Below are 20,136 nucleotides of genomic sequence, written 5' to 3'. Positions count from 1 at the left end.
ACCGGCTACCTGCTCGCCGCGGCCACGACCGCGGCGGTCACCACACCCCACCCAGCGAGTGCTACGCCGCCCGCCGACAGCAGCGGCGGGACCGCGAGCAGCCCGGCAGCGATCCAGACGCCGGCGGCGACCACCGCGAGTGCGTGCGCGACCCGCCCCCGAACCGGGGGTTGGGCACCGCGCATCGACGCGGCGACGCCGTACCCGCCGACGCCAACCGCAAGCACCCACAGCGCGCCCCCGAGCAGCCCAGGAACCGACAGGACGCTATCCAGAAGCGACGGCGGTGCGGCGCTGTCCGCGGGCTGGGGCGGGCCGGCTGTCGGCGGCGGTGCCGTCGTCGCTGGGGCCGTGGACGCGTCCTCAACCCGGACGGTCGTCGTGGCGGGCGGGCGGCTGGCCACCCCGCGGTCGTTCACCACAGCCACCGCGATCTCGTGTGCACCGGGGTCGTCGAACGCGCTGACGAGCGACGGCGACGCCTGTGTGGGGCGGCGCTGCCCGTCCACGGTGAACTGGTAGGTCGCGTTCGGCCCGGCAGGGGACGCCGCCGTGACCCGGACATCGGTGCCGGCGGCGACCGTCGACCGGTTGGCCGTGAGGCTGACTGATGGGCGCTCGATGAGCGCGCGATGCGGTGTCTCCGCGATCGGCGCGATGTCGGCGACGCCCCGCCGCATGCGGATCGTGTCCCCGTCGCCGTCGGGCGTGACGCTGGCGTAGAACGGCCCGCTTGGGGCCCCCCAGTAGTTGTGCTCGGCGTCGATGGTGCCGTTGGTCGCGGCTCGCAGCCCGACGAGGTGGCCGTAGATGTCGTTCCGCGTGATCGTGACGTTCCCGGAGGCGTTGGTCAGGGTCACACCGACCGACGGGCCGACGGCACTCGCGTCGGCGCTGCGGGCGGCTGAGCGCGTGTTGACGGCGATCGTGTTGCCCGTCAGCCGAACCGGCGACGGCCCGTCGACGGTGATGCCACGCGTGTTGGCGGCGATCGTGTTGTTCCGCGCGGCGACGGGGCCGCCGTTCGCCGCGCCGGAGACGCGCGCGCCGAAGGCCACGTTGTTCACTAGCGTGTTGTTCGCAACCGTCAGCGGCCCCGGGGTGCGCGCGGCACGCACGCGCACGCCGCCCCGGCCGTTGGCCGCCACACGGTTCCCCGCGACAGTGAGGTTCCGGACGCGACTGCCCCGAACGCTCACCCCCCGGTCGTGGCTCCCGCGAACCGTGTTGTCCGCGATCGTGGCACCCGAAAGCACCGGCGCGTGGAGCGCAACGCCGTCGCCGCCGCTGCCGGTGACAGTGTTGTTCCGAACGTCGAGTCGGGAGACGAACAGCCGTTGGGCGTCGATCGAGACGCCCGCACCGACGGTCTCGCGGAGCGTGTTGTTGGTCACGGCGACCGAGACGTGTGGCGGCTGGCGCTGTGCGCGGCGGTGCGTGAGCGCGATGCCGCGGGCAGCGCCACGCACTGTGTTGTCGTCGAGCACGACATCATCGAGGTCGATGGCGCGCCGAACGCCGATCCCGTCGCCGTCGACCCCGTGGACGTCGATGTCGGAGACGCGCACCCGATCGAGGTGCCCGCTCTCGATGGTGACGGCGTCGCCGCGGGCGTCGGCGAACTCGACGCCGTGCACGGTGGTGTACGTGACACTGCGGTCGTCCGGCCCGGGAACGTCGGCCGCACGGTTGCCCGTGGAAACGGCGACGCCGCCGGACTCGTAGCCGGTGATCGACCCCCCGACGACCGACACACCGACCAGGTGGCGGGCGCGAACCACCACGCCGTACTGGCCGGGGTTCCGGAAGTCGGTGTCCCGGATCGTGACGCCGGCCACACGGCGCGCGAACGGGTCCGTTCCGGGGGTCGTGACGGCCACGCCCGCGTAGCCGGTGTCGGCGATCGTCGAGCGCGCGAGCCGCAGCGACGGCGGCCCGTCGGCGGTCGTGACGGCCACGCCAGCGCGCACGTGCTTGCGCAGCAGGCTGTCCTGGACGGTGATGCGGCCGTCTGCGGACGCCACGCGAACCGCCGTGGTGGCGTATTCGACGGTGGTGTTTGCGAGGCGCAACCGGGAGTCAGCGGTGCCGGCGTACGTGATGGCGGTCCACGAGCCGGGCTGTGGTTTCGGGCGCGCGGTCGTGAACGACACGCGGTCGGTGCTCGTGCCGGCCGCATCGAGGCTGCCGGCCACCGTGATCGAGGCGTCCTTGGCGACCTGGACCGTCGTGCCCGGGGCGACGGTGAGCGTCGCGTTCTCCGTGACGGTCAGTTCGGTCGTCACCACGTACGGGCCCTCGCCGGGGGTCCACGTGGTGTTCGTCGTGACGTTCGTGCCGACGTACGTCGCGTCGCCGGTGGCAGCCGCCGATGTGCCGGCACCGAGCGCGGCGGCCGCGAACACGAGCCCCACCGCGAGCGCGGCGAGCAAGCACACCACGGCGCGCCTCATGCGTTCCCCTCCGGAGGCCCGAACAGTACTCGCCCGAGCTGTGTGGCGAGCGCGTCGGCGCTGGGGCCGCTCGGACGGATCACCGACGCGTGCGCGGTCTCAAGCGCGCTGTGTTGCGTGGGATCGGTGCCGGCGAGCACCTCCCGGCCGTCGTTGACGCCGTCGCCGTCGGTGTCGACTGCCGTCGGATCGCTGCCGAAGCGCCGCACCTCGATCCCGTCGGTGAGCCCGTCACCGTCCGTATCGGCGACGGTCGGGTCGCTGTCGTAAACGCCGACTTCCACGGCGTCCGTGAGTCCGTCGCCGTCGGTGTCCCGCTCGGTCGGGCTCGTCCCGAGCTCCGCCTCAGCGGTGTTCGGAAGCCCGTCGAAGTCGGCGTCGACGGCCGAAGCCGGCGTTCCCTGGAGGCGCTCGGCGAGACTCCCCGTCGCCTCGGGGAGCGACCCCGCACGGAGTTCGGCGGCGTCGTCGACGCCGTCGCCGTCGGTGTCCCGCTCGGTCGGATCCGTGCCGGCGACCCGCACCTCAACGCCGTCCGAGAGCCCGTCGTCGTCGGTGTCCCGGGTCAGCAGCGCCGTGCCGGCGCGCACCTCCTCGTCGTTCCGGAGGCCGTCGCCGTCACGGTCGCCGTTGCGCTTGATCGCGTGGACCGTGATCGTGGTCTCGTTGACGCGCTCCTCGACCCGTGTCTCGGGGTCGTACATGCCCACGTGGAGCTCGTGGACGCCGGTCTCGAACTCCCCGGCCGGCACGGGCAGCGAAACGGTGCGTTGCTCGCGCTCCCGCATCGTCACCGTCGTGGTGGCGACTGCGTCGTCGAACACCGGCTGGAAGCTGGACAGCGAGTCGTTCGTCAGCCGCAGTCGGTAGGTGTCGTAGCGGCTCGTGGATTCGAAGACGATGTCCTGGGTCGTCGCAACGATGTCGGTCCGGGCGTTGCGCCAGATGAACTGCGTGTCGTTCTCGACGGTGGCGTTGCCCGGACCGGAAACGCCCACCGTGACGACGCCGCCACCGGTGTCAATGCGGCCGGCCGCTGGGGCCGCTGTGACGGCGACGCTGGCGGCGACAACGACCACAACGGCTGCCACCGCTGTCGAACGGCGGCGCGACATGCACACGAGTATGCTTGAACCCGTAGTGTACTTGAACATACTGGTGGCCGGGTGCGCCGGGGCCCCGGCACCGGGAATGCGGAGGCCTGAAATCGCCCACCGACGTACCACGGGACAATGACTCAGCGGGTCCGCTGGCAGCGACCGCTCCCCGGCGGCGAGCACGCAACCGTGACGCGCGTCGTTGGCGACCACGAACTCCCCGAGTCGGGGGCCGAAACCCGGCGGTTCCGCGTGGACGCCACCGCCGACTGGGTGCGCGCTCGGGCCGCGGGCGGCGACGTGACGCGGCCCGCGGCCGACGCCGTTTCGGTCTCGCTGCCCGCCGATGCCGGGCTCACGCGCCTGCGGCTCACAACGCCGGACGGGACGACGCGGCTGTGGCTCCCCGGGCCGGCAGCCGCAGCCCGCATCGACGCCGCCCTCGACGGCGACCCGACTGCCGCCCGGCAGCTCACGGCGCACGCCGGTGGCGTCGCTGCGCTCGCGTTCGCCGCCGGCGAGTGTCTCACGCAGCCCGGTCTCTGCGACCTGCTGGACGCGGTCACGGCGGCCTCGGACAGCGCCGCCGACGACCTGCACGCGCGCCGGTACGGCGTCCTCGTGGGCATGCTATCGACCACCGCCGGGCCACCGATGGACACCGCGGCGGACGTGCGCGCGCTCTGTGAGGGGGTTGACGCCATCGACGCCGTCGGGGACGTGTCGGTGAGCGCCGTCGTCGCCGAAGCCATGCACCGGGTGACAGACACGCCACGGGGAGCGCGGGCGTTCCTCGCCGACCACGGCGTCGAGCCGCGGGCGCTGGCCGACGACAGCGACGGCGTGTTCTTCGCCGCGCTGCTCGCGCACGCCGCGACCACACGTGGCCTCCCGGCGGCGAAACGGTGTGCGACCCGGTGGCCGGCGTCGAAGACCTTCGACGCGGCGAAAGCGGACGCCGAAGCCGCCGACTACTGGGCGCGCGGCGACGCGTGGCGCAGCGCCGTCCCCACGGCCGCCGACCAGTCCGACGCAGTGTTCGCGTACGCGCTGGCGAACGCGCTGTACTGGACCGCCGAGGTCGACCGCGGCGACAGCCGCATCGACGAGCTGCTGTTCGACGGCGCCGTGGTGGCCGGCCGGGAGATCGACCACGACTGGATCATCGGCCACAGCCGCTTCGAGCGCGCTCGCGCCCGCGCCCACCGCCACCGAACGAGTCGCACCCACGCCCTCGCCATCGCGGCGTTCACCGACGCCGAAGCGATCGCCGACCAGTGGTCGTTTCTGGACGCCTGGGAGCCAGTGTACACGCGCGCGATCGTGGCGTCGAACATGGCGTCGGCCCGCGGCGACCACCACGCCGCGATCGGGGCGCTCGACGACGGCCGAGCGGCGCTCTCGGAGCTGGCCGTGCCGGACGCCCGTCGTGAGGAGATGTACACGCACTTCGACGCCCAGCGCCACGAGCGCCGCGCGATACTCACCGACGAACCCGACCAGCGCCGGTCACACCTGGAGGCGGCGCGCGCACAGTACGACCAACTCGGGTTCGATCGGTCCGTCGAGCGCATCCAGGAGAAGCTCGCAGCCGCGCCCGACCACGGAGACGACGCCACGAACGGCGGCGTGCGGGACCGCCAGCGCGCGGCGCTCGCAACCCGGCAGTCACTGGCGGGCAGCGACCGCGGGCCGGCGCTGGCGGACATCCCGGCGCTCCACGACTTCCTGACGGAAACGGCCCCCGAGGCCGTCGGCAGCCCGGATCCGGGCGTGCTGCCCAGCGAGCGCGGCGGCCCACCGGACGACCTGCCCCCGTAGCACCACGCCGGCGCTCAGGCGTACTCGGGGGCGCGGTCGTCGTGGTCGGCAGCCACCCGGGTGGCGTCCACGTCGGCCACGGAGTCGATGCCGAAGCCGTCGGCGAGCGCGTCCGCGGTGGCGCGCTCGATGTCCGGCGCGTCGGCGACCGTGACGACCGCCGTGACTGTCGCCGTGACCTGGAGGTCGTTCAACCGCGGGCGGAGGTCCTGGACGTCGATCCCATCGACGCTGGCGACTGCGGACACGCCGCGCACGACGTTCGTCACTCCGTCCCCGAGGTCGCCGGTGGCGTTCCGAGGCACGTGCATCGTGAGGTCCGCGGTGATCTGTACCGTCTGGTTGGCCGTAGCCATAGCCTCCCGCCGAGAGTCGAACTCGGCTGGAGCGGGACCGCCCGCCGGGAGTGCCCGGCAGTCCACGGCCACCGCTGGGGGAACACGAGGGCGCCAACAGCAGTACTGGTGCTAGAATGGCGTCCACGTCATCCCCCGGGTGGTGTGTCGCGCGCAGTTACGCAGCGAGGGTGGACGTGGACGCCGATTTCGGCGCAAATCCTGTTGTTGCCACGCATCCCGTTCGAGAGCATCCGGACCCGCCACTGCTCGTGGCGGCGGTGCCGGATGCGGGGGATGCTGCGGCGATCATGAGTGGATTCGAGCCGGTGTGACTCGCGGTCAGCGAGTCGCTCGTCGCCTGTACGGAGCACCCCGAGCAGTATAAGTGTTGTCTCCCTGTGGGAGGTGCTGACACCGCGCGCCCGCGGCGCTGGTCACGACGTGAGCGCCGCGATCAGGCGGCGCGCGGCGTCGACCGTGGCGGTGACGCCTCTGCCAGCGGCGACAGCCGCTCCCCCGACACGGAGCGCGGCGGGCGCGACACCCGCCCGCTTGGAGAGCAGCCCCGGAGCGGCGTCCGCGCCGACGACCGCGACGGGGGATTCACGCACCCGCAACTCGACGGTGAGGTCCGCGTCCCGAAGCGTTGCCGCGAACGCGGGGAGTTCGGACTGTGGCACCCCGGCCAGCGCGTCGACGCCGGCGGCAAGCGACGGCACGTCCACGAACACTCGCTTGCCCGTCGAGGTGACCGCAACCGGGGTGCCGTCGATCACCACGTCCAGGTCGGCGGCCACCGACAACGGCGTCCGCTCGTCGTGGTGGGACGCGCCGTCAGTCGCGCTCACGAGTGGTGACGCGGATCGTTCCGTCCACGTGCCAGCGCGCGTGCTCGGCGTCGTCACCGGTCCCGCTGGGGACGTCCACATCGAGTTCGTCGAACTCGTAGATGATCTCCGCGCCGCGCCCGGTCAGGCGGTCGTAAAGCCCAACCGCGAGGTCCGGCCACGTCGTCGGTTCCTCGACGGTCTCGCTCGCTGAGTCTGTCTCGCTCATCAACGATGATGAGGAACCGGCAGGTGTTAAATCTAGTTACATGTATCCGAGCATTCAGTCGACGGGACGGCGACGGCCACGGCTCACAGCCGGACTACCCAGTCAGCGGTATCGCACACGACCGCGAGAAATGCTCGGTCAGGGATTTGAACCCTGGTCGTCGGCTCGAAAGGCCAACATGATTGGCCGGACTACACCAACCGAGCGTCCGCATCCGGACTGAACGACCGCTCACGTATAAATCCCTCTAATCTGATTCGCCACGACAACCACCGACGCGCCACCCGACGGCGCGGCGGCTACTCCCCGTTGAACTCCGGCTCCCGGTCCGCGGAGAACGCGCTGACGCCCTCCATCAGGTCCTGGGTGTTCATCAGCTGGCCGAACGACTGCGCCTCGATCTCCAGGCCGGCGTCGGTGTCGTCGCGGCCGGCACGCATCGCGCGCTTCGTGTACTTCATGGCGACCGGCGGGCCGGCGGCGAGGTCGCGGGCGAGCTCCCAGGCGCGCTCCTCGAACGCCTCGGTGGTGACGACCTCGTTGATGAAGCCGTAGTCGGCCAGTGTCTCGGGGGCGAAGCGGTCGGCGGTGAAGATGATCTCCTTGGCGCGGCCCTCGCCGACGATGTGCTTGAGGCGCTGCGTGCCGCCCCAGCCCGGGAGGAGGCCGAGATCGTGTTCGGGCTGGCCGAGCTCGCTGCGCTCGCTGGCGAGGCGCATGTCCGCGCAGGTCGCCAGCTCCATCCCGCCGCCGAGACAGTAGCCGTCGATGGCCGCAACCACCGGCTCGTCGGCGGCTTCGAGCTTGCCGAACGTCTGCTGGCCCATCCGGGAGAGCTCCACCGCCTCCACGGGGTCGGCGTTGCCCGCCATCGACGTGACGTCCGCGCCGGCCGAGAACGCTTTCTCACCCGCGCCGGTCAGGAGGACGGCGCGCACGTCGTCGTCGTCGCCGAGCACGTCGATCGCGTCCGACAGATCGGCCAGCAACTCGCCGCTGATGGTGTTCATGCGGTGCGGGCGGTCGAGTTCGATGTGGCCGACGTTGCCGTCGACGGAGACGCTGACGCTGTCGAACTCCCGGCGGCCGTCCGCGTCCTCGTCGCCGCGCCCGTGGAACGACTCGCCGGCCGCCGCCATCTCGGCGAGGGTGTCGGCGGGCTCGTAGCGCGCCTGCCCGGTCGCCTCGTGGGCCGCAACCAGCGTCTCGTGGAGGTGCGTGATGCCCGCTGCGTCGGCCATCTTCGCGGGGCCTTCGGGGTAGCCCGCGCCCAGCATCACGGCCTCGTCGATCTCCGCGGGGTCGGCGACGCCGCCGCCGACGAGCTTCGCGACCTCGTTGGCCATCACGGCGGTGAGCCGGTCGGCGATGTCGGCCCGGATCGCGTCGGTCGGCACGTCCGCGCCGGCCGCGTCATCGCCGTAGTCGTAGAAGCCAGCGCCGCTCTTCCGCCCGACGTCGCCGGCCTCGACGTGGTCGACGAGCACCGGACACGGCTCGTAGGCCGTGCCCAACACGTCCTGCATGTAATCGAGGACGTCGTGGGAGACGTCGATGCCCACCTGGTCGGCGAGCTCGAACGCCCCCATCGGCAGCCCCATGTCGTATTTGGTCGTGGAGTCGACCTCGGCGATGGTCGCCTCGTCGTCGTGGACGAGCCACGCGGCCTCGTTCAACAACGGCACGAGGATGCGGTTGACCACGAACCCGGGGGAGTCCTTGCGCACGCGCACCGGCGTCTTCCCGAAGTCCGCGGCCAGCGACTCGATGCATTCGAGCACCGCGTCGTCGGTGTGCGCCCCGGAGATGACTTCCACCAGCTCCATCCTGACGGGCGGATTGAAGAAGTGCATGCCGCAGAACCGCGCGGGGCGCTCGGTGACCTCCGAGAGGTCCGTGATGGAGAGACTGGAGGTGTTGGTGGCGAACACCGCGTCGGCGGGGGCGTGCGCCTCGACCTCGGTGTACACGTCGGTTTTGATCCCCATCTTCTCGGGGACCGCCTCGATGACGACGTCCACGTCGTCGACGGCGTCGCTCACCTCGACGTGCGTGCTGATGCGGTCGAGTGCGGCGTCGGCCGCGGCCTCGGTGAGCTGGTCGGATTCCGCGAGCTTCCCCAGCGACCACTCGATCTGGTCGTAGCCGTCCTGGACGAGCTCCGCGGAGATGTCCCGGAGCCGCACTGTGTATCCGGCCATCGCGGCCACTTCCGCGATCCCGTGGCCCATGTTTCCGGCGCCAAGCACCGCGATGCTGTGGATGTCATCGACGTCCATGCGGGAGTGGTCGCCGGCTGCCCCGTTGAACCTTTCCCTCTCGGTGGCTGACAACAGTGCACACGTTTACGCGCGTGGACACACCGCCAGCGAACCACCCGACAGCGCAGCCCCCAAACGTCGCCGCACCGAACCAGGCGTATGGCCGACGCACACGACGCGCTCAGGACCGACCCGACGCTCGCGCCGCTGCTCGACGCCCACGGCGAACTCGCAGTCACCCCCCACGACGACCTCTTCGAACGCCTCGTCGTGGCGATCATCCGCCAGCAGCTGTCGACGGACGCCGCGGCGACGATCCGCGAGCGCGTGTTCGACGCCGTCGACGTGACCCCGGCCGGGATCGCCGCCGCCGATCCGGCCGTCCTGCGCGACGCCGGGCTGTCCCGCCAGAAGACCGACTACGTCACCAACGTCGCGGCGGCGTTCCGCGAGCACGACTACACGCGGGCGCGGTTCGCCGAGCTGAGCGACGCGGCGGTGCGCGAGGAACTCACCGCGATCACCGGCGTCGGGGACTGGACGGCGTCGATGTTCCTGCTGTTCGCGCTCGGCCGAGCGGACGTCTTCCCGGTGGGGGACCTGGGCATCCGGACCGGCATGCAAGCGCTGTACGGCGCGGACACCACGCGCGCCGAGATGCGCGAAATCGCCGACAGCTGGCGGCCGTATCGGTCGTACGCGTCGCTGTACGTGTGGCGTGCACAGGACGCATAGTCGCTGCCGCCACACCGTGACCGCGCAAGCGCACGAGAGCGGCTGCTTACCGGTTCTGCGTGCTATTTTCGGGGTTTTTTCAGGGTTGCGTACTCGCTGAGCGTGTAGTAACTTCTATGTGCGGTCAGTCCCGACCGTTAGTTGGTATGAGCGAGTCGTATGACCGAGGCCTTGTGGCGGACTTCGGCCGATGGACGGAGTTCTCGGCCGGCATGTGGGCCTGGGTGTTTCACAAGTTCACAGGGTGGGTTCTCGTTGGCTATCTGTTCACCCACATCTCGGTCCTGAGCACGTCGCTACAGGGCGCACAGGTTTACAACAGTACGCTGAGTGGATTGGAGAGTCTGGCCATCGTGCGCCTGCTCGAAGTGGGGCTGCTGGCGGTGGCCGTGTTCCACATCCTGAACGGCATCCGGCTGCTGTTCGTGGACCTCGGCGTTGGGCTGGAGGCACAGGACAAGAGCTTCTACGCGTCGCTGGTGTTGACGGGCGTGATCGTCGTCGCCAGCGTGCCGACGTTCCTCACGGGTGCATTCTGAGATGGCGAAACGATACTCCTCGTTCCGATCGGGATCGACGACGTGGCTGCTCCAGCGGCTGACCGCTGGGTTCCTCGTCGTGGTGTTGGCGTTCCACTTCTTCAACCTGCACTTCGTCAATCACGCCTACAACATCGACTTCGCCGGCAGCCAGGTCCGGATGCAGAGCCTCGGCTACTACGTCACGATGGTGTTGTTCCTCGTGACGGCGACGTTCCACGGGGTCAACGGCGTCTACAACGCCCTCGTGAACCAGGGCATCGAGGGGAACGCCAAGCGCGCCGCGCAACTCGTACTTGGGGTTGCCGGCGTGCTGTTGATCGTGCAGGGGATTCGCGTGGCGAACGCGCTTGCGGGGTTCTAGATACGAATGAGCACGAAACCATCACAATCAGAGACCGAGACCGAGACCGACACGGAGCCGGCGACCACCGGCCACCAGCAGCGCCGCCTCGACGACAAGCGTGCGCGGGCCGACGACCGCGACGAGGCCGCCGCGCAGGCCGAGACCGAGTTCGACGGCGAGACGGTCGAGCTGAAGGTGTTCCGGTACGATCCGGAGATCGCGGGCAAAGAGGAGCCGCGCTTCGACACGTTCACCGTCCCCTTCGAGACGGGGATGACCGTCCTGGACGCGCTCATCTTCGCGCGGGACAGCTACGACTCCAGTCTGACGTTCCGGCATTCCTGCCGGCAGGCCGTCTGTGGGTCCGACGCGTTCTTCGTCAACGGCAGCCAGCGGTTGGGCTGCCAGACCCAGATCGAGGACCTGGAGTGGCCGGTTCGTGTCGAGCCGCTGCCCCACTCGGACGTCGTCAAGGACCTGGTCGTGGAGATGGATCACTTCTACGACCAGATGGAGTCCGTCGACCCGTTCTTCGATCCGGACGACCTGCCCGACGGCGAACTCGAAGAGCAGCGCCAGAGCCGACAGAACCGCGAGAACATCAAGCTCTCGACGCGCTGCATCTGGTGTGGCGCGTGCATGTCCTCGTGCAACATCGCCGCCGGGGACAACAAGTATCTCGGCCCGGCAGCAATCAATAAGGCCTACCGGTTCTATATGGACGACCGTGAGGGATCGGAGAAGCGACAGGAGCGCCTGGAGATCATCGAACAGGAGCACGGCGTGTGGCGCTGCCAGACGCAGTTCTCCTGTACGGATGTGTGCCCCAAGGACATCCCGCTGACCGAGCACATTCAGGAGCTCAAGCGCGAAGCAGTCAAAGAGAACTTGAAGTTCTGGTAACAACTCATGTACGAGCACGACGTCATCGTGGTCGGCGGCGGCGGCGCGGGACTCCGCGCAGCCATCGCCGCCCAAGAGGAAGGCGCAGACGTAGCGATCGTCACGAAGCTCCACCCGGTGCGCAGCCACACCGGGGCCGCGGAGGGCGGCATCAACGCCGCGCTCCGTGACGGAGACTCGTGGGAGGACCACGCGTACGACACGATGAAGGGGTCGGACTATCTCGGGGACGCCCCGGCCATCGACACCTTCGCGAAGACCGCGCCCGACGAGGTCATTCAACTGGAGCATTGGGGGATGCCGTTCTCCCGGGAGGACGACGGGCGCGTGAGCCAGCGGCCGTTCGGCGGGCTGTCGTTCCCGCGGACCACGTACGCCGGGGCCGAGACCGGCCACCACATGCTGCACACGCTCTACGAGCAGGTGGTGAAACGCGGCATCGAGGTGTACGACGAGTGGTACGTCTCGGAGCTGGCGGTCACCGACGAGGACAACCCCAACGACCGCGAATGCCACGGCGTCGTGGCGTGGGACGTGCAGTCCGGCGAGATCGCGGGGTTCAAAGCCAGTGACAGCGTCATCCTGGCGACCGGCGGGATCGGGCAGGCGTTCGATCACACGACCAACGCCGTCGCGAACACCGGCGACGGCGTGGCGATGGCGTACCGCGCCGGCGTCCCCGTCGAGGACATGGAGATGATCCAGTTCCATCCGACGACGCTGCCGTCGACGGGCGTCCTCATCAGCGAGGGCGTGCGTGGCGAGGGCGGCATCCTCTACAACGGCGAGGGCGAGCGGTTCATGTTCGAGCACGGCTACGCCACCAACGACGGCGAGCTGGCGTCCCGAGACGTGGTGTCGCGGGCGGAGCTCACGGAGATCAACGAGGGCCGTGGCGTCGACGACGAACACATCTACCTCGACATGCGCCACCTCGGCGAGGAGCGCATCACCGACCGCCTGGAGAACATCCTCCACTTGGCCGAGGACTTCGAGGGCGTCAACGGGCTCGAGGAGCCGATGCCCGTCAAGCCCGGCCAGCATTACGCCATGGGCGGCATCGAAACCAACGAGTTCGGGGAGACGTGTGTCAGCGGGCTGTACGCCGCCGGCGAGTGTGCGTGCGTGAGCCTCCACGGCGCGAACCGCCTCGGCGGGAACGCGCTGCCGGAGCTCATCGTGTTCGGCGCGCTCGCGGGCCGCCACGCCGCCGGCAAGGAGATGGCCGACCCGCTCATCGAGACCGGGCCCAGTGACGCCCTCGAACACGACGAGCTCAGCGTGCCGACGGGCGCGCCCGACGGCGACGCGGGCGTCGCGGAGCCGGCCACCGACGGCGGCGCACAGGGCGCGGTGGACACCCGCGCACCGACCGACGTGGTCGCGGACACGGCGACCACCGAAGAGGAGCGCATCGAGGCGCTGCTGGGCCGCGAGGACGGCGTCAACCACGCCGACGTGCGCGCCGACCTCCAGCAGTCGATGACCGAGAACGTCAACGTGTTCCGCACCGAGGACGGCCTCAAGCAGGCGCTCGCGGACATCCAGGACGCGCGCAAGCGTTACCAGGACGTCTACGTCGCCGACAAGTCGCGGACGTTCAACACGGACCTGCAACACACGATCGAGACGCGCAACCTCCTGGACGTCGCGGAGATGATCACCATCGGGGCGTTGGCCCGCGACGAGTTCCGGGGCGCACACTGGCGCAAGGAACACCAGGAGCGCAAGGACGACGAGTGGCTCAAACACACGATGGTGTCGTGGAACGACGGCGACCCCGACCTGTGGTACCGCCCGGTGCTGCTTGAGGGGCACGACGACACCTACGAGCCGAAGACGCGCTCCTACTGACCGTCTCGCAGGCGGCGCATGCGGGCGTTGCGGTCCGCTAAGAGCGTTTTACTGCCGATGTCCCGGCGCACGCGCACGCCGTCGGGCAGGTCTGCGAGCGCGGCGTCGACAGAGGTGGCGGCGGCGGGGATGCTGTCGCCGGTGCCGACGACGGCGAACGACCGCGACGTGGTGGTCGTGAGGGAGCCGTCGTCGTGGGCGTCGACGCTGGCGTAGAACAGCTCCGCGTCCCCCGTCGACGCGTCGTCGATGGTGATGGTGGTGCCGCCCGTGGGATCGGTCGGGTAGCCGTCCGGAACGGCGTACGTGCAGACCGTCGCCGGCTCCGAGAAGGCGAGCTCGGGCAGCGCTTCGCCATCGCGGGCCGCAGCCAGCACGTCCAGGAGCGGCGTCTCCATCGTGGTCAGCGTGTTCATGGCTTCGGGGTCGCCGAACCGGGCGTTGAACTCCACGACTTTGGGGCCGTCGGCGGTGAGCATGAACTGGCCGTAGAGCACGCCGCGGTAGTCTTCGAGCCCGTCGACGACGGCGCGGATGGTGTCGACGGCGGCCTGGTAGTCGGCGTCGGTGGCGAACGGCACCAGCCGCCCGGGGCCGGCGATGCTGCCCATGCCGCCCGTGTTCGGGCCGTCGTCGCCCTCGTAGGCGCGGCCGTGGTCGTGGACGACCGGCGTGGTCCGGATGTCGCCGTTGGCGACCAGCGCCTGGACCGTGATCTCGACGCCGTCGAGGCGCTCCTCGATGACCCAGTCGTCGTGGTCGCTGGTGCGGATGTAGTCGGCGGCCGCCGGCTTCGAGAGCTGGTCGCCGGTGACGCGGACGCCCTTGCCGCCGGTGAGCCCCGCGGGCTTGACCGCGACGTGGCCGTCGACGCCGGTGACGTAGTCGGCGGCCGCGTCCGAGTCGTCGAACGTCTCGAAGTCGGCCTGCCCGGGGACGTCGTTGGCGGCCATGAACTCCCGCTGGAACTGTTTGTCCGTCTCGATGCGGGCGTCGGCCTGTGTGGGGCCGAACGCGTAGATGCCGGCGTCGGACAGCGCGTCCACGACGCCGGCGGCGAGCGGGGCCTCGGGACCGACGACCACGAGGGTGGCGTCGATGGCCGTGGCGTGGTCGACGACCGCCGCGGGGTCGGCTGGGTCGAGGATCGTGAGGTCGTCGGCGAGCGCGTCGATGCCGGGGTTGCGGGTGGACGCAGCCGCGGAGAGGGTGCAGTCGTCGGCGAGCGCGTCTGCCAGCGCGTGCTCTCGGCCGCCACCGCCGAGCAGGAGGACACGTTCGGTCATACCCGCCACCGACTCCCCACGACAGTGTAAACGTTCTCCTTTCTCGTGGCGGATCTATCCACGGACGTGGTATACCACCGGCCGGCGGTGACGCGACACCGGGGTTTACCCGCGCGGGCGCGCTACCGGGGGGCATGACCCATCCGACCGCCCGCAACCGCTTGGACGAGGCGGCCAGCCCGTACCTCCGCCAGCACGCCGACAACCCGGTGAACTGGCAGCCGTGGGGCGAACCGGCGTTTTCCGCCGCCCGCGAACACGACGTGCCGATCTTCCTCTCGATCGGCTACTCGGCGTGCCACTGGTGTCACGTCATGGCCGAGGAGTCGTTCGCCGACCCGGAGATCGCTGCCGTCCTGAACGAGCAGTTCGTCCCGGTGAAAGTCGACCGCGAGCAGCGCCCGGACGTCGACGACCTCTACATGACCGTCTCACAGGTCACGCGCGGCAGCGGGGGGTGGCCGCTGTCGGTGTTCCTCACGCCCGAGCGCAAGCCCTTCTACATCACAACCTACGTCCCCAAGGAACCGACGCGCGACCAGCCAGGGTTCGAGAGCCTGCTTGAGGACGTGACCGCGAACTGGCGGGAGAACCGCGGGGACCTCGACGCGCGCGCCGAGCAGTGGCTGCAGGCAGCCCGCGGGGAACTGGAATCCGTGCCCGACCCCGTCGACGACGCGGGCACCGACTCGCCGCTGCCCGCGGCCGCCGGCAGCATCGCCGACGCGGCCGACGCCACACACGGCGGGTTCGGGCGCGGCCAGAAGTTCCCCCACGCGGGCCGCCTGCGCGTGCTCCTGCGGGCGACACAGCGCGACGCCGGGGACGGCGCGCGCGCCGCCAGCGCCGCCCGCCACACCCTCACCGCGATGGCCGACGGCGGCCTCCACGACCACGTCGGCGGCGGATTCCACCGATACTGCACGGACCGCGAGTGGACGGTGCCCCACTTCGAGAAGATGCTGTACGACCAGGCGGCGCTGGCGCGGCTGTACGTCGACGGCTACCGCGCCCTCGGCGACAACCGGTACGCCGATGTCGCGCGGTCCACGCTGACGTTCGTCGACCGCGAGCTTGGCCACCCCGACGGCGGGTTCTACGCCACACTCGACGCCCGCAGCCCACCCCCGGACGCCCCCGACGGCGACCGCGAGGAGGGCGCATACTACGTGTGGACGCCCGATCGCGTCGCCGCCGCGATGCGCGATCACGCCGCCGCCGCACCCTGCGACACCGCGGACGCGGACGTGCTCGCTGACGCCGCGTGCCGGCGCTACGGTGTCGACGACACGGGGAACTTCGAGGCCGGGACCACCGTCCCCACCGTGTCGGCGTCGGTGGGTGCCATCGCGGACGCCTTCGACACCGCCCCCGCCACGGCCGAGGCGTGGTGTGACGTGATCGACGCGCGCCTGCGGGCGGCCCGAGCCGACCGCCCACGGCCCGCGCGCGACGAGAAAGTGCTCGCCGGGTGGAACGGCCTGATGGCGCGCGCGTACGCCGAGGCCGGGCTGGCACTCGACGACCGGTTCGCCGAGCGCGCCGCCGACGCCATCGCGTTCGCACGCGACACGCTCTGGGACGGCGACCGGCTCGCCCGCCGCAGCATCGGTGGCGATGTCGCGGGCGTCGGGTACGCCGCCGACTACGCGTTCCTCGCCGCCGGCGCGCTGGCCACCTACGAGGCCACCGGAGCCGTGGCCCACCTCGACTTCGCGCTGGATCTCGCCGACGCCATGCTTGAGGCGTGCTACGACGCGTCGGCGGGCGTGCTCTATGAAACGCCCGCGTCGGTCGACGACGTGGCCGTGCGCTCGCAGGCGACCGGGACCGGCTCCACCCCCAGCCCGATCGGCGTGGCCGCGGACACCCTCGACGCGCTGGCTGCGTTCGCGCCCGCGGCCGGCTACGACGACGCCGCCGCGGCGCTGCTGTCGCGGTACGGCAGCCACATCGCGGAGTCTCCAGGCCGCCACCCCGAGCTCGTGCTCGCGGCGGACACGCGCGCCGGCGGCCGCCGCGAGATCACGGTGGCCGCCGACGACCTCCCCGACGCGTGGCGTGACGCCGTCGGCGCGGCGTACCTTCCCGACCGGCTGCTGTCCAGGCGGCCCCCGACCGAGGACGGCCTGGACGCCTGGCAGTCCACGCTGGACCAGGCGTCAGTGCCGCCACTGTGGGCGGGCCGAACTGGTGGCGACGACGGCACGCCGCGCGCGTACGTCTGCCGGCGGGCGTGCTCGCCGCCGCTGGACGACGCTGCGGGCATCACCGAGTGGCTCGCCGAGTTCAGTCGCTGAGCGCGTCCGCCAGATAGCGCTCGGGCGGGAGCGAGTCGCGCTCCTCGAAGCGCGCGTGTTCGGTGCCGTCGGCGCCTTCGACGACGACCGTCGGGATGCGGTCGATGCCGTACTCGTCGACGCGCGGCCCGGTTTTTCCGTCGTCGCCGCGGGACACCGGGTGCACGGCCGGTTCGACGCCGCTGGCGGCGAGCGCGGCGGCGAAATCCGGGAGCTGGGACCGGCAGTCGCCACACCAGTCCCCGCCCCAGACGTGCACGGTCGCGTCCGCGGGCAGCGATTCGAACGCCTCGATCACGGCCGGATACGACTCCGCGTCCCACGCCGGGTTCGGCTCCATCGTGGTGAGTGACACGCCTGGGGGTTGGCTGCTCGCGGACAAAAACCCCGGCCCCCTGGCAAGCGACGACCGGGAAACGCTGGCCGCGCCCGTTACACGTTTACTCCACAGCCACGTACGTCGGGGCAATGAAAGACAGCATCCTGGACGCCATCGGGACGCCACTCGTTCGGCTCACGGCACCCGAGGGTGCGACCATCGCGGCGAAGCTGGAGGGGTTCAACCCCGCCGGCTCGGCGAAAGACCGGCCGGCCAGGGAGATGGTGTTGGCCGCCGAGCGCGCGGGCGAGATCCAGCCCGGCGACCAGTTGGTCGAGGCGACCAGCGGGAACACGGGGATCGGGCTGGCGCTGACCGCCGCCGCCCGCGGCTACGACCTCACGATCGTGATGCCGGCGTCGATGTCCACGGAGCGCAAGCAACTGCTGCGCGCGTACGGCGCGGACCTGGAGCTGGTGGACGCCGGCATGGAGACCGCGAACCAGGTGGCCGACCGGGTCGCCGCCGACACCGGCGCGTTCCGGGTGGGACAGTTCGAGAACCCCGCGAACCCGCGCGCCCACTACCGGACGACCGCCGAGGAGATCCTCGACCAGGTCGAGGGCCGCGAGATCGACGCGCTCGTTGCGGGCGTCGGGACCGGCGGCACGATCACCGGGACCGCAACCAGGCTCCGGGAGGCCCATCCCGAGATGTCCGTGGTCGCGGTCGAGCCGGAGGCGAACGCGGTGCTGTCGACGGGCGAATCGGGCGACGACGACTTCCAGGGGATGGGGCCGGGGTTCGTCAGCGACAACCTCGACCGGGAGCTGATCGACACCGTCGAAACCGTGGCGGTGGACGCGGCGGAAGCCGAGACGCGGCGGCTCGCCCGCGAGGAGGGCGTGCTCGTGGGCCAGTCCAGCGGCGCGGCGGCGCTGGCGGCCACCCGGACCGCCGAGCGCATCGCCGACCCCTCGCTTGACTGCCCGGACGTCAGCTTCGACGCCGACGCCGCCGGCGATCCGGACGCCATCGCGGACGGTGGTGACGGACCCGACGACTGCCCGCTGGTCGTCACGATCCTGCCCGACACCGGCGAGCGATACCTCTCGGCGGGCGTGTTCGACTGACCGATCCGCGGCGCTACTGGAACTCCGCGGCGGTCACCCGCACCGGCAGCGTGTCGTCGACCGCGCGGCGGTCGTACGCCGGCACCTCGTCGCCCTCCCGGGTGGCGTAGATCGGCTCGACGAGCGCGCCGTCGACGATCCCGTAGAGCTTCAGGCGGGCGTCCGTCTCGGCCGCCGGGAGATCGCCCGCTCGCACGCGGGCGGCCACGTCGCGTGACAGCCACTCGTGTTCCGCCACGGACGGGTCGCGAACCATCGCGGCGTCGGCGAGCCGGGCGAGATACCAGTTCAGGTCGTTCAACAGCGACACCGCCGCCCCGAGGCTGACGGTGGTCACGGCCACGGTGTTGGCGTACGGCGACCGCACGTCGTAGGTCGACAGCGCGCGCCGCGCCGTCTCGTACTCGAACAGCGCCGCCCGCAGCGACGGGTCGTCGTCGGTCCCGAGGAGCAGCACGTCGGTCACGCGACCGCCACCTCCACGGGGCCGGTGTCGGCGGCGACCGTGCGCGCCCACTCGAAGAGCGCGTCGGGTTCGTCGGCGCGCACGCTCTCGATGGGGGCGGCCGTCAGCGGCTGGCGCGGCGCGAGCCGGTTGCAGCCGACGTCGAGGCTGGAGTCCCGGAACGTGTCGATGGAGCGGGCGGCCGCGGTGATGCGTTGTTTGTCCCACGTGAGCAGCGGCCGGTGGACGGGCAGCGTGGTGGCGCGGTCGACGACGCCGAGGTTCGCGGTGGTCTGACTGGATTTCTGGCCGACGGCTTCCCCGGTGACGATGCCGGCCGCGCCCGCATGTTCGGCGACGTGCTCGGCGACGCGGTACATGAACCGCCGGAACGAGAGCATGCGCGTGCGCCCCGTCGCCGCGGCCAGCCGGTCGATGGCGTCGCCGGCCGGCGCGACCCGCAGCGAGAGGTCGTGGTTGGGCGCGTAGTCGTCGAGCGTGCGCACGGCCGCCTCGGCGCGGGCGCGATGGTCGGGGCCGCCGTAGTCGCCCAACGCCAGATACAGCGGGATGACGGGCGCGCCCCGGCGCATCGCCTCCCAGGCGGCGACCGGCGAGTCGATGCCGCCGGAGACGAGCGCGACCAGCGGCTGCTGGGTGCCAAGCGGCATGCCACCGGGGCCGTCGCGGTGTGTCAGGAACACGAACGCCTCGGCGTCCCGGACTTCCACGAAGAACGTGATGTCCGGGTCGTCGAGATCAACGACCGGCTGGAAGTCGTCCTCGACGGCGGCCCAGACGGCGTCGCCGCCCACGCGGTTGACGTCGTGGCTGTCGAAGTCGTGGGTGCCGGCGCGGCGCGCGTCGACCGCGAACGCGCCGCCGTCGTAGTGGGCGCGGGCGGCGGCGGCGAGCGCGTCGCTGATCGCGTCGAGGTCGGGGGCGACTGAGACGGCGGGACTGGCGGAGACGACGCCGAACGTGTCAGCGGCCGCATCCGCCGCGCGGCCGGCCGCGGGGCTGCGAACGAGGACGCGCCCCCATTCGCGCTCGACATCGCCGGGCACGCCGCGGTCGGCGAGCATCGCGGCGACGTTGTCCCGGAGCGTCCGCTCCATGTCGGACTGGACGTGACTGGATTTCACGCCGACATCGCCGTGCCTGACGACGACGCTGTCGGCCCCGGGTGGAAGCATGCGTGGTGGAAGCCAGTCCGCGAGTAAACACCTATCGGTCCCCACTGGAGAACA

At 71.1% G+C, this 20,136-nt stretch carries 19 protein-coding genes and 1 tRNA gene; 9 read left to right on the top strand and 11 right to left on the bottom strand.

What is annotated here, in order from left to right:
* Positions 1–5 precede the first annotated feature (5 nt).
* The gene (locus ACOZ32_RS10550) at positions 6–2,453 is read right to left on the bottom strand and encodes a right-handed parallel beta-helix repeat-containing protein (RefSeq protein ID WP_424335211.1); all 2,448 of its coding nucleotides are present in this window, start codon (positions 2,451–2,453) and stop codon (positions 6–8) included.
* Positions 2,450–3,544: a calcium-binding protein gene (locus ACOZ32_RS10545; protein ID WP_424335210.1), complete on the bottom strand. Its 1,095-nt coding sequence runs from the start codon at positions 3,542–3,544 to the stop codon at positions 2,450–2,452. Before ACOZ32_RS10545 ends, ACOZ32_RS10550 begins: the two co-directional genes overlap by 4 nt.
* 141 nt (positions 3,545–3,685) lie before the next feature.
* Here ACOZ32_RS10545 and ACOZ32_RS10540 point away from each other — a divergent pair, with 141 nt between their 5' ends.
* On the top strand, positions 3,686–5,371 hold the full coding sequence (locus ACOZ32_RS10540) for a hypothetical protein (RefSeq protein WP_424335209.1): 1,686 nt from the start codon (positions 3,686–3,688) through the stop codon (positions 5,369–5,371).
* A gap of 14 nt (positions 5,372–5,385) precedes the next feature.
* On the opposite strand, the gene ACOZ32_RS10535 is transcribed toward ACOZ32_RS10540, so the two are convergent.
* The gene (locus ACOZ32_RS10535; protein WP_010902956.1) at positions 5,386–5,727 is read right to left on the bottom strand and encodes a hypothetical protein; all 342 of its coding nucleotides are present in this window, start codon (positions 5,725–5,727) and stop codon (positions 5,386–5,388) included.
* A 176-nt stretch (positions 5,728–5,903) separates the two neighbouring features.
* On the opposite strand from ACOZ32_RS10535, the gene ACOZ32_RS10530 reads away from it, so the two are divergent.
* Positions 5,904–6,041: a hypothetical protein gene (locus ACOZ32_RS10530; RefSeq protein WP_227970939.1), complete on the top strand. Its 138-nt coding sequence runs from the start codon at positions 5,904–5,906 to the stop codon at positions 6,039–6,041.
* A 102-nt stretch (positions 6,042–6,143) separates the two neighbouring features.
* Here ACOZ32_RS10530 and ACOZ32_RS10525 read toward each other — a convergent pair whose 3' ends face one another.
* The 4 genes from ACOZ32_RS10525 to ACOZ32_RS10510 all read right to left on the bottom strand — a co-directional run bounded on the left by ACOZ32_RS10525 (position 6,144) and on the right by ACOZ32_RS10510 (position 9,044).
* Complete coding sequence (locus ACOZ32_RS10525) at positions 6,144–6,557, bottom strand: hypothetical protein (RefSeq protein WP_229373430.1); 414 nt, start codon at positions 6,555–6,557, stop codon at positions 6,144–6,146.
* Positions 6,544–6,765: a hypothetical protein gene (locus ACOZ32_RS10520; RefSeq protein WP_010902953.1), complete on the bottom strand. Its 222-nt coding sequence runs from the start codon at positions 6,763–6,765 to the stop codon at positions 6,544–6,546. The genes ACOZ32_RS10525 and ACOZ32_RS10520 overlap by 14 nt, the downstream gene beginning before the upstream one ends.
* Positions 6,766–6,896: 131 nt before the next feature.
* Positions 6,897–6,971: transfer RNA gene (locus ACOZ32_RS10515), tRNA-Glu, on the bottom strand.
* Between the two features lie 93 nt (positions 6,972–7,064).
* Positions 7,065–9,044 carry a 3-hydroxyacyl-CoA dehydrogenase NAD-binding domain-containing protein gene (locus ACOZ32_RS10510; protein WP_424335208.1) on the bottom strand — a complete coding sequence of 660 codons (1,980 nt, stop codon included), beginning with the start codon at positions 9,042–9,044 and terminating at the stop codon, positions 7,065–7,067.
* Positions 9,045–9,185: 141 nt separating this feature from the next.
* On the opposite strand from ACOZ32_RS10510, the gene ACOZ32_RS10505 reads away from it, so the two are divergent.
* The 5 genes from ACOZ32_RS10505 (at position 9,186) to ACOZ32_RS10485 (ending at position 13,403) form a co-directional block, all read left to right on the top strand.
* Positions 9,186–9,761 (top strand): DNA-3-methyladenine glycosylase family protein, encoded by a 576-nt coding sequence (locus tag ACOZ32_RS10505; RefSeq protein WP_010902951.1) that lies wholly within the window; start codon positions 9,186–9,188, stop codon positions 9,759–9,761.
* A 146-nt stretch (positions 9,762–9,907) separates the two neighbouring features.
* The gene (sdhC, locus tag ACOZ32_RS10500; RefSeq protein ID WP_012289306.1) at positions 9,908–10,300 is read left to right on the top strand and encodes a succinate dehydrogenase, cytochrome b556 subunit; all 393 of its coding nucleotides are present in this window, start codon (positions 9,908–9,910) and stop codon (positions 10,298–10,300) included.
* Between the two features lies 1 nt (position 10,301).
* Complete coding sequence (locus ACOZ32_RS10495; protein WP_010902949.1) at positions 10,302–10,664, top strand: succinate dehydrogenase hydrophobic membrane anchor subunit; 363 nt, start codon at positions 10,302–10,304, stop codon at positions 10,662–10,664.
* Between the two features lie 6 nt (positions 10,665–10,670).
* Entirely contained in the window at positions 10,671–11,549 is an 879-nt protein-coding gene (locus ACOZ32_RS10490; protein ID WP_010902948.1) for a succinate dehydrogenase/fumarate reductase iron-sulfur subunit, read from the top strand.
* A 6-nt stretch (positions 11,550–11,555) separates the two neighbouring features.
* Positions 11,556–13,403, top strand: coding sequence for an FAD-binding protein (locus tag ACOZ32_RS10485; RefSeq protein WP_010902947.1), 1,848 nt, complete (start codon positions 11,556–11,558; stop codon positions 13,401–13,403).
* On the opposite strand, the gene purD is transcribed toward ACOZ32_RS10485, so the two are convergent.
* The gene (gene purD / locus ACOZ32_RS10480; RefSeq protein WP_285255027.1) at positions 13,397–14,689 is read right to left on the bottom strand and encodes a phosphoribosylamine--glycine ligase; all 1,293 of its coding nucleotides are present in this window, start codon (positions 14,687–14,689) and stop codon (positions 13,397–13,399) included. The genes ACOZ32_RS10485 and purD overlap by 7 nt on opposite strands.
* 134 nt (positions 14,690–14,823) lie before the next feature.
* Between purD and ACOZ32_RS10475 the strand changes: the two genes are divergently transcribed.
* The gene (locus ACOZ32_RS10475) at positions 14,824–16,989 is read left to right on the top strand and encodes a thioredoxin domain-containing protein (RefSeq protein WP_424335207.1); all 2,166 of its coding nucleotides are present in this window, start codon (positions 14,824–14,826) and stop codon (positions 16,987–16,989) included.
* Here the strand turns inward: ACOZ32_RS10475 and ACOZ32_RS10470 are convergent.
* Positions 16,979–17,329 carry a TlpA family protein disulfide reductase gene (locus ACOZ32_RS10470; RefSeq protein WP_010902944.1) on the bottom strand — a complete coding sequence of 117 codons (351 nt, stop codon included), beginning with the start codon at positions 17,327–17,329 and terminating at the stop codon, positions 16,979–16,981. The genes ACOZ32_RS10475 and ACOZ32_RS10470 overlap by 11 nt on opposite strands.
* Positions 17,330–17,457: 128 nt before the next feature.
* Here ACOZ32_RS10470 and ACOZ32_RS10465 point away from each other — a divergent pair, with 128 nt between their 5' ends.
* On the top strand, positions 17,458–18,441 hold the full coding sequence (locus ACOZ32_RS10465) for a PLP-dependent cysteine synthase family protein (RefSeq protein ID WP_424335206.1): 984 nt from the start codon (positions 17,458–17,460) through the stop codon (positions 18,439–18,441).
* A 13-nt stretch (positions 18,442–18,454) separates the two neighbouring features.
* Here the strand turns inward: ACOZ32_RS10465 and ACOZ32_RS10460 are convergent, their stop codons facing one another.
* Together ACOZ32_RS10460 and ACOZ32_RS10455 are read right to left on the bottom strand one after the other, a co-directional pair.
* Entirely contained in the window at positions 18,455–18,907 is a 453-nt protein-coding gene (locus ACOZ32_RS10460; protein ID WP_235157784.1) for a DUF5804 family protein, read from the bottom strand.
* A complete protein-coding gene (locus ACOZ32_RS10455; RefSeq protein ID WP_205251824.1) occupies positions 18,904–20,082 on the bottom strand; it encodes a tRNA sulfurtransferase in 1,179 nt (392 codons plus the stop codon). Before ACOZ32_RS10455 ends, ACOZ32_RS10460 begins: the two co-directional genes overlap by 4 nt.
* Positions 20,083–20,136 lie beyond the last annotated feature (54 nt).

Source organism: Halobacterium sp. MBLA0001 (assembly GCF_049705385.1).
GTDB lineage: Archaea > Halobacteriota > Halobacteria > Halobacteriales > Halobacteriaceae > Halobacterium > Halobacterium salinarum.
Note: the sequence above shows the minus strand (reverse complement) of the source record. Positions and strands in the feature narration are given on the sequence as shown.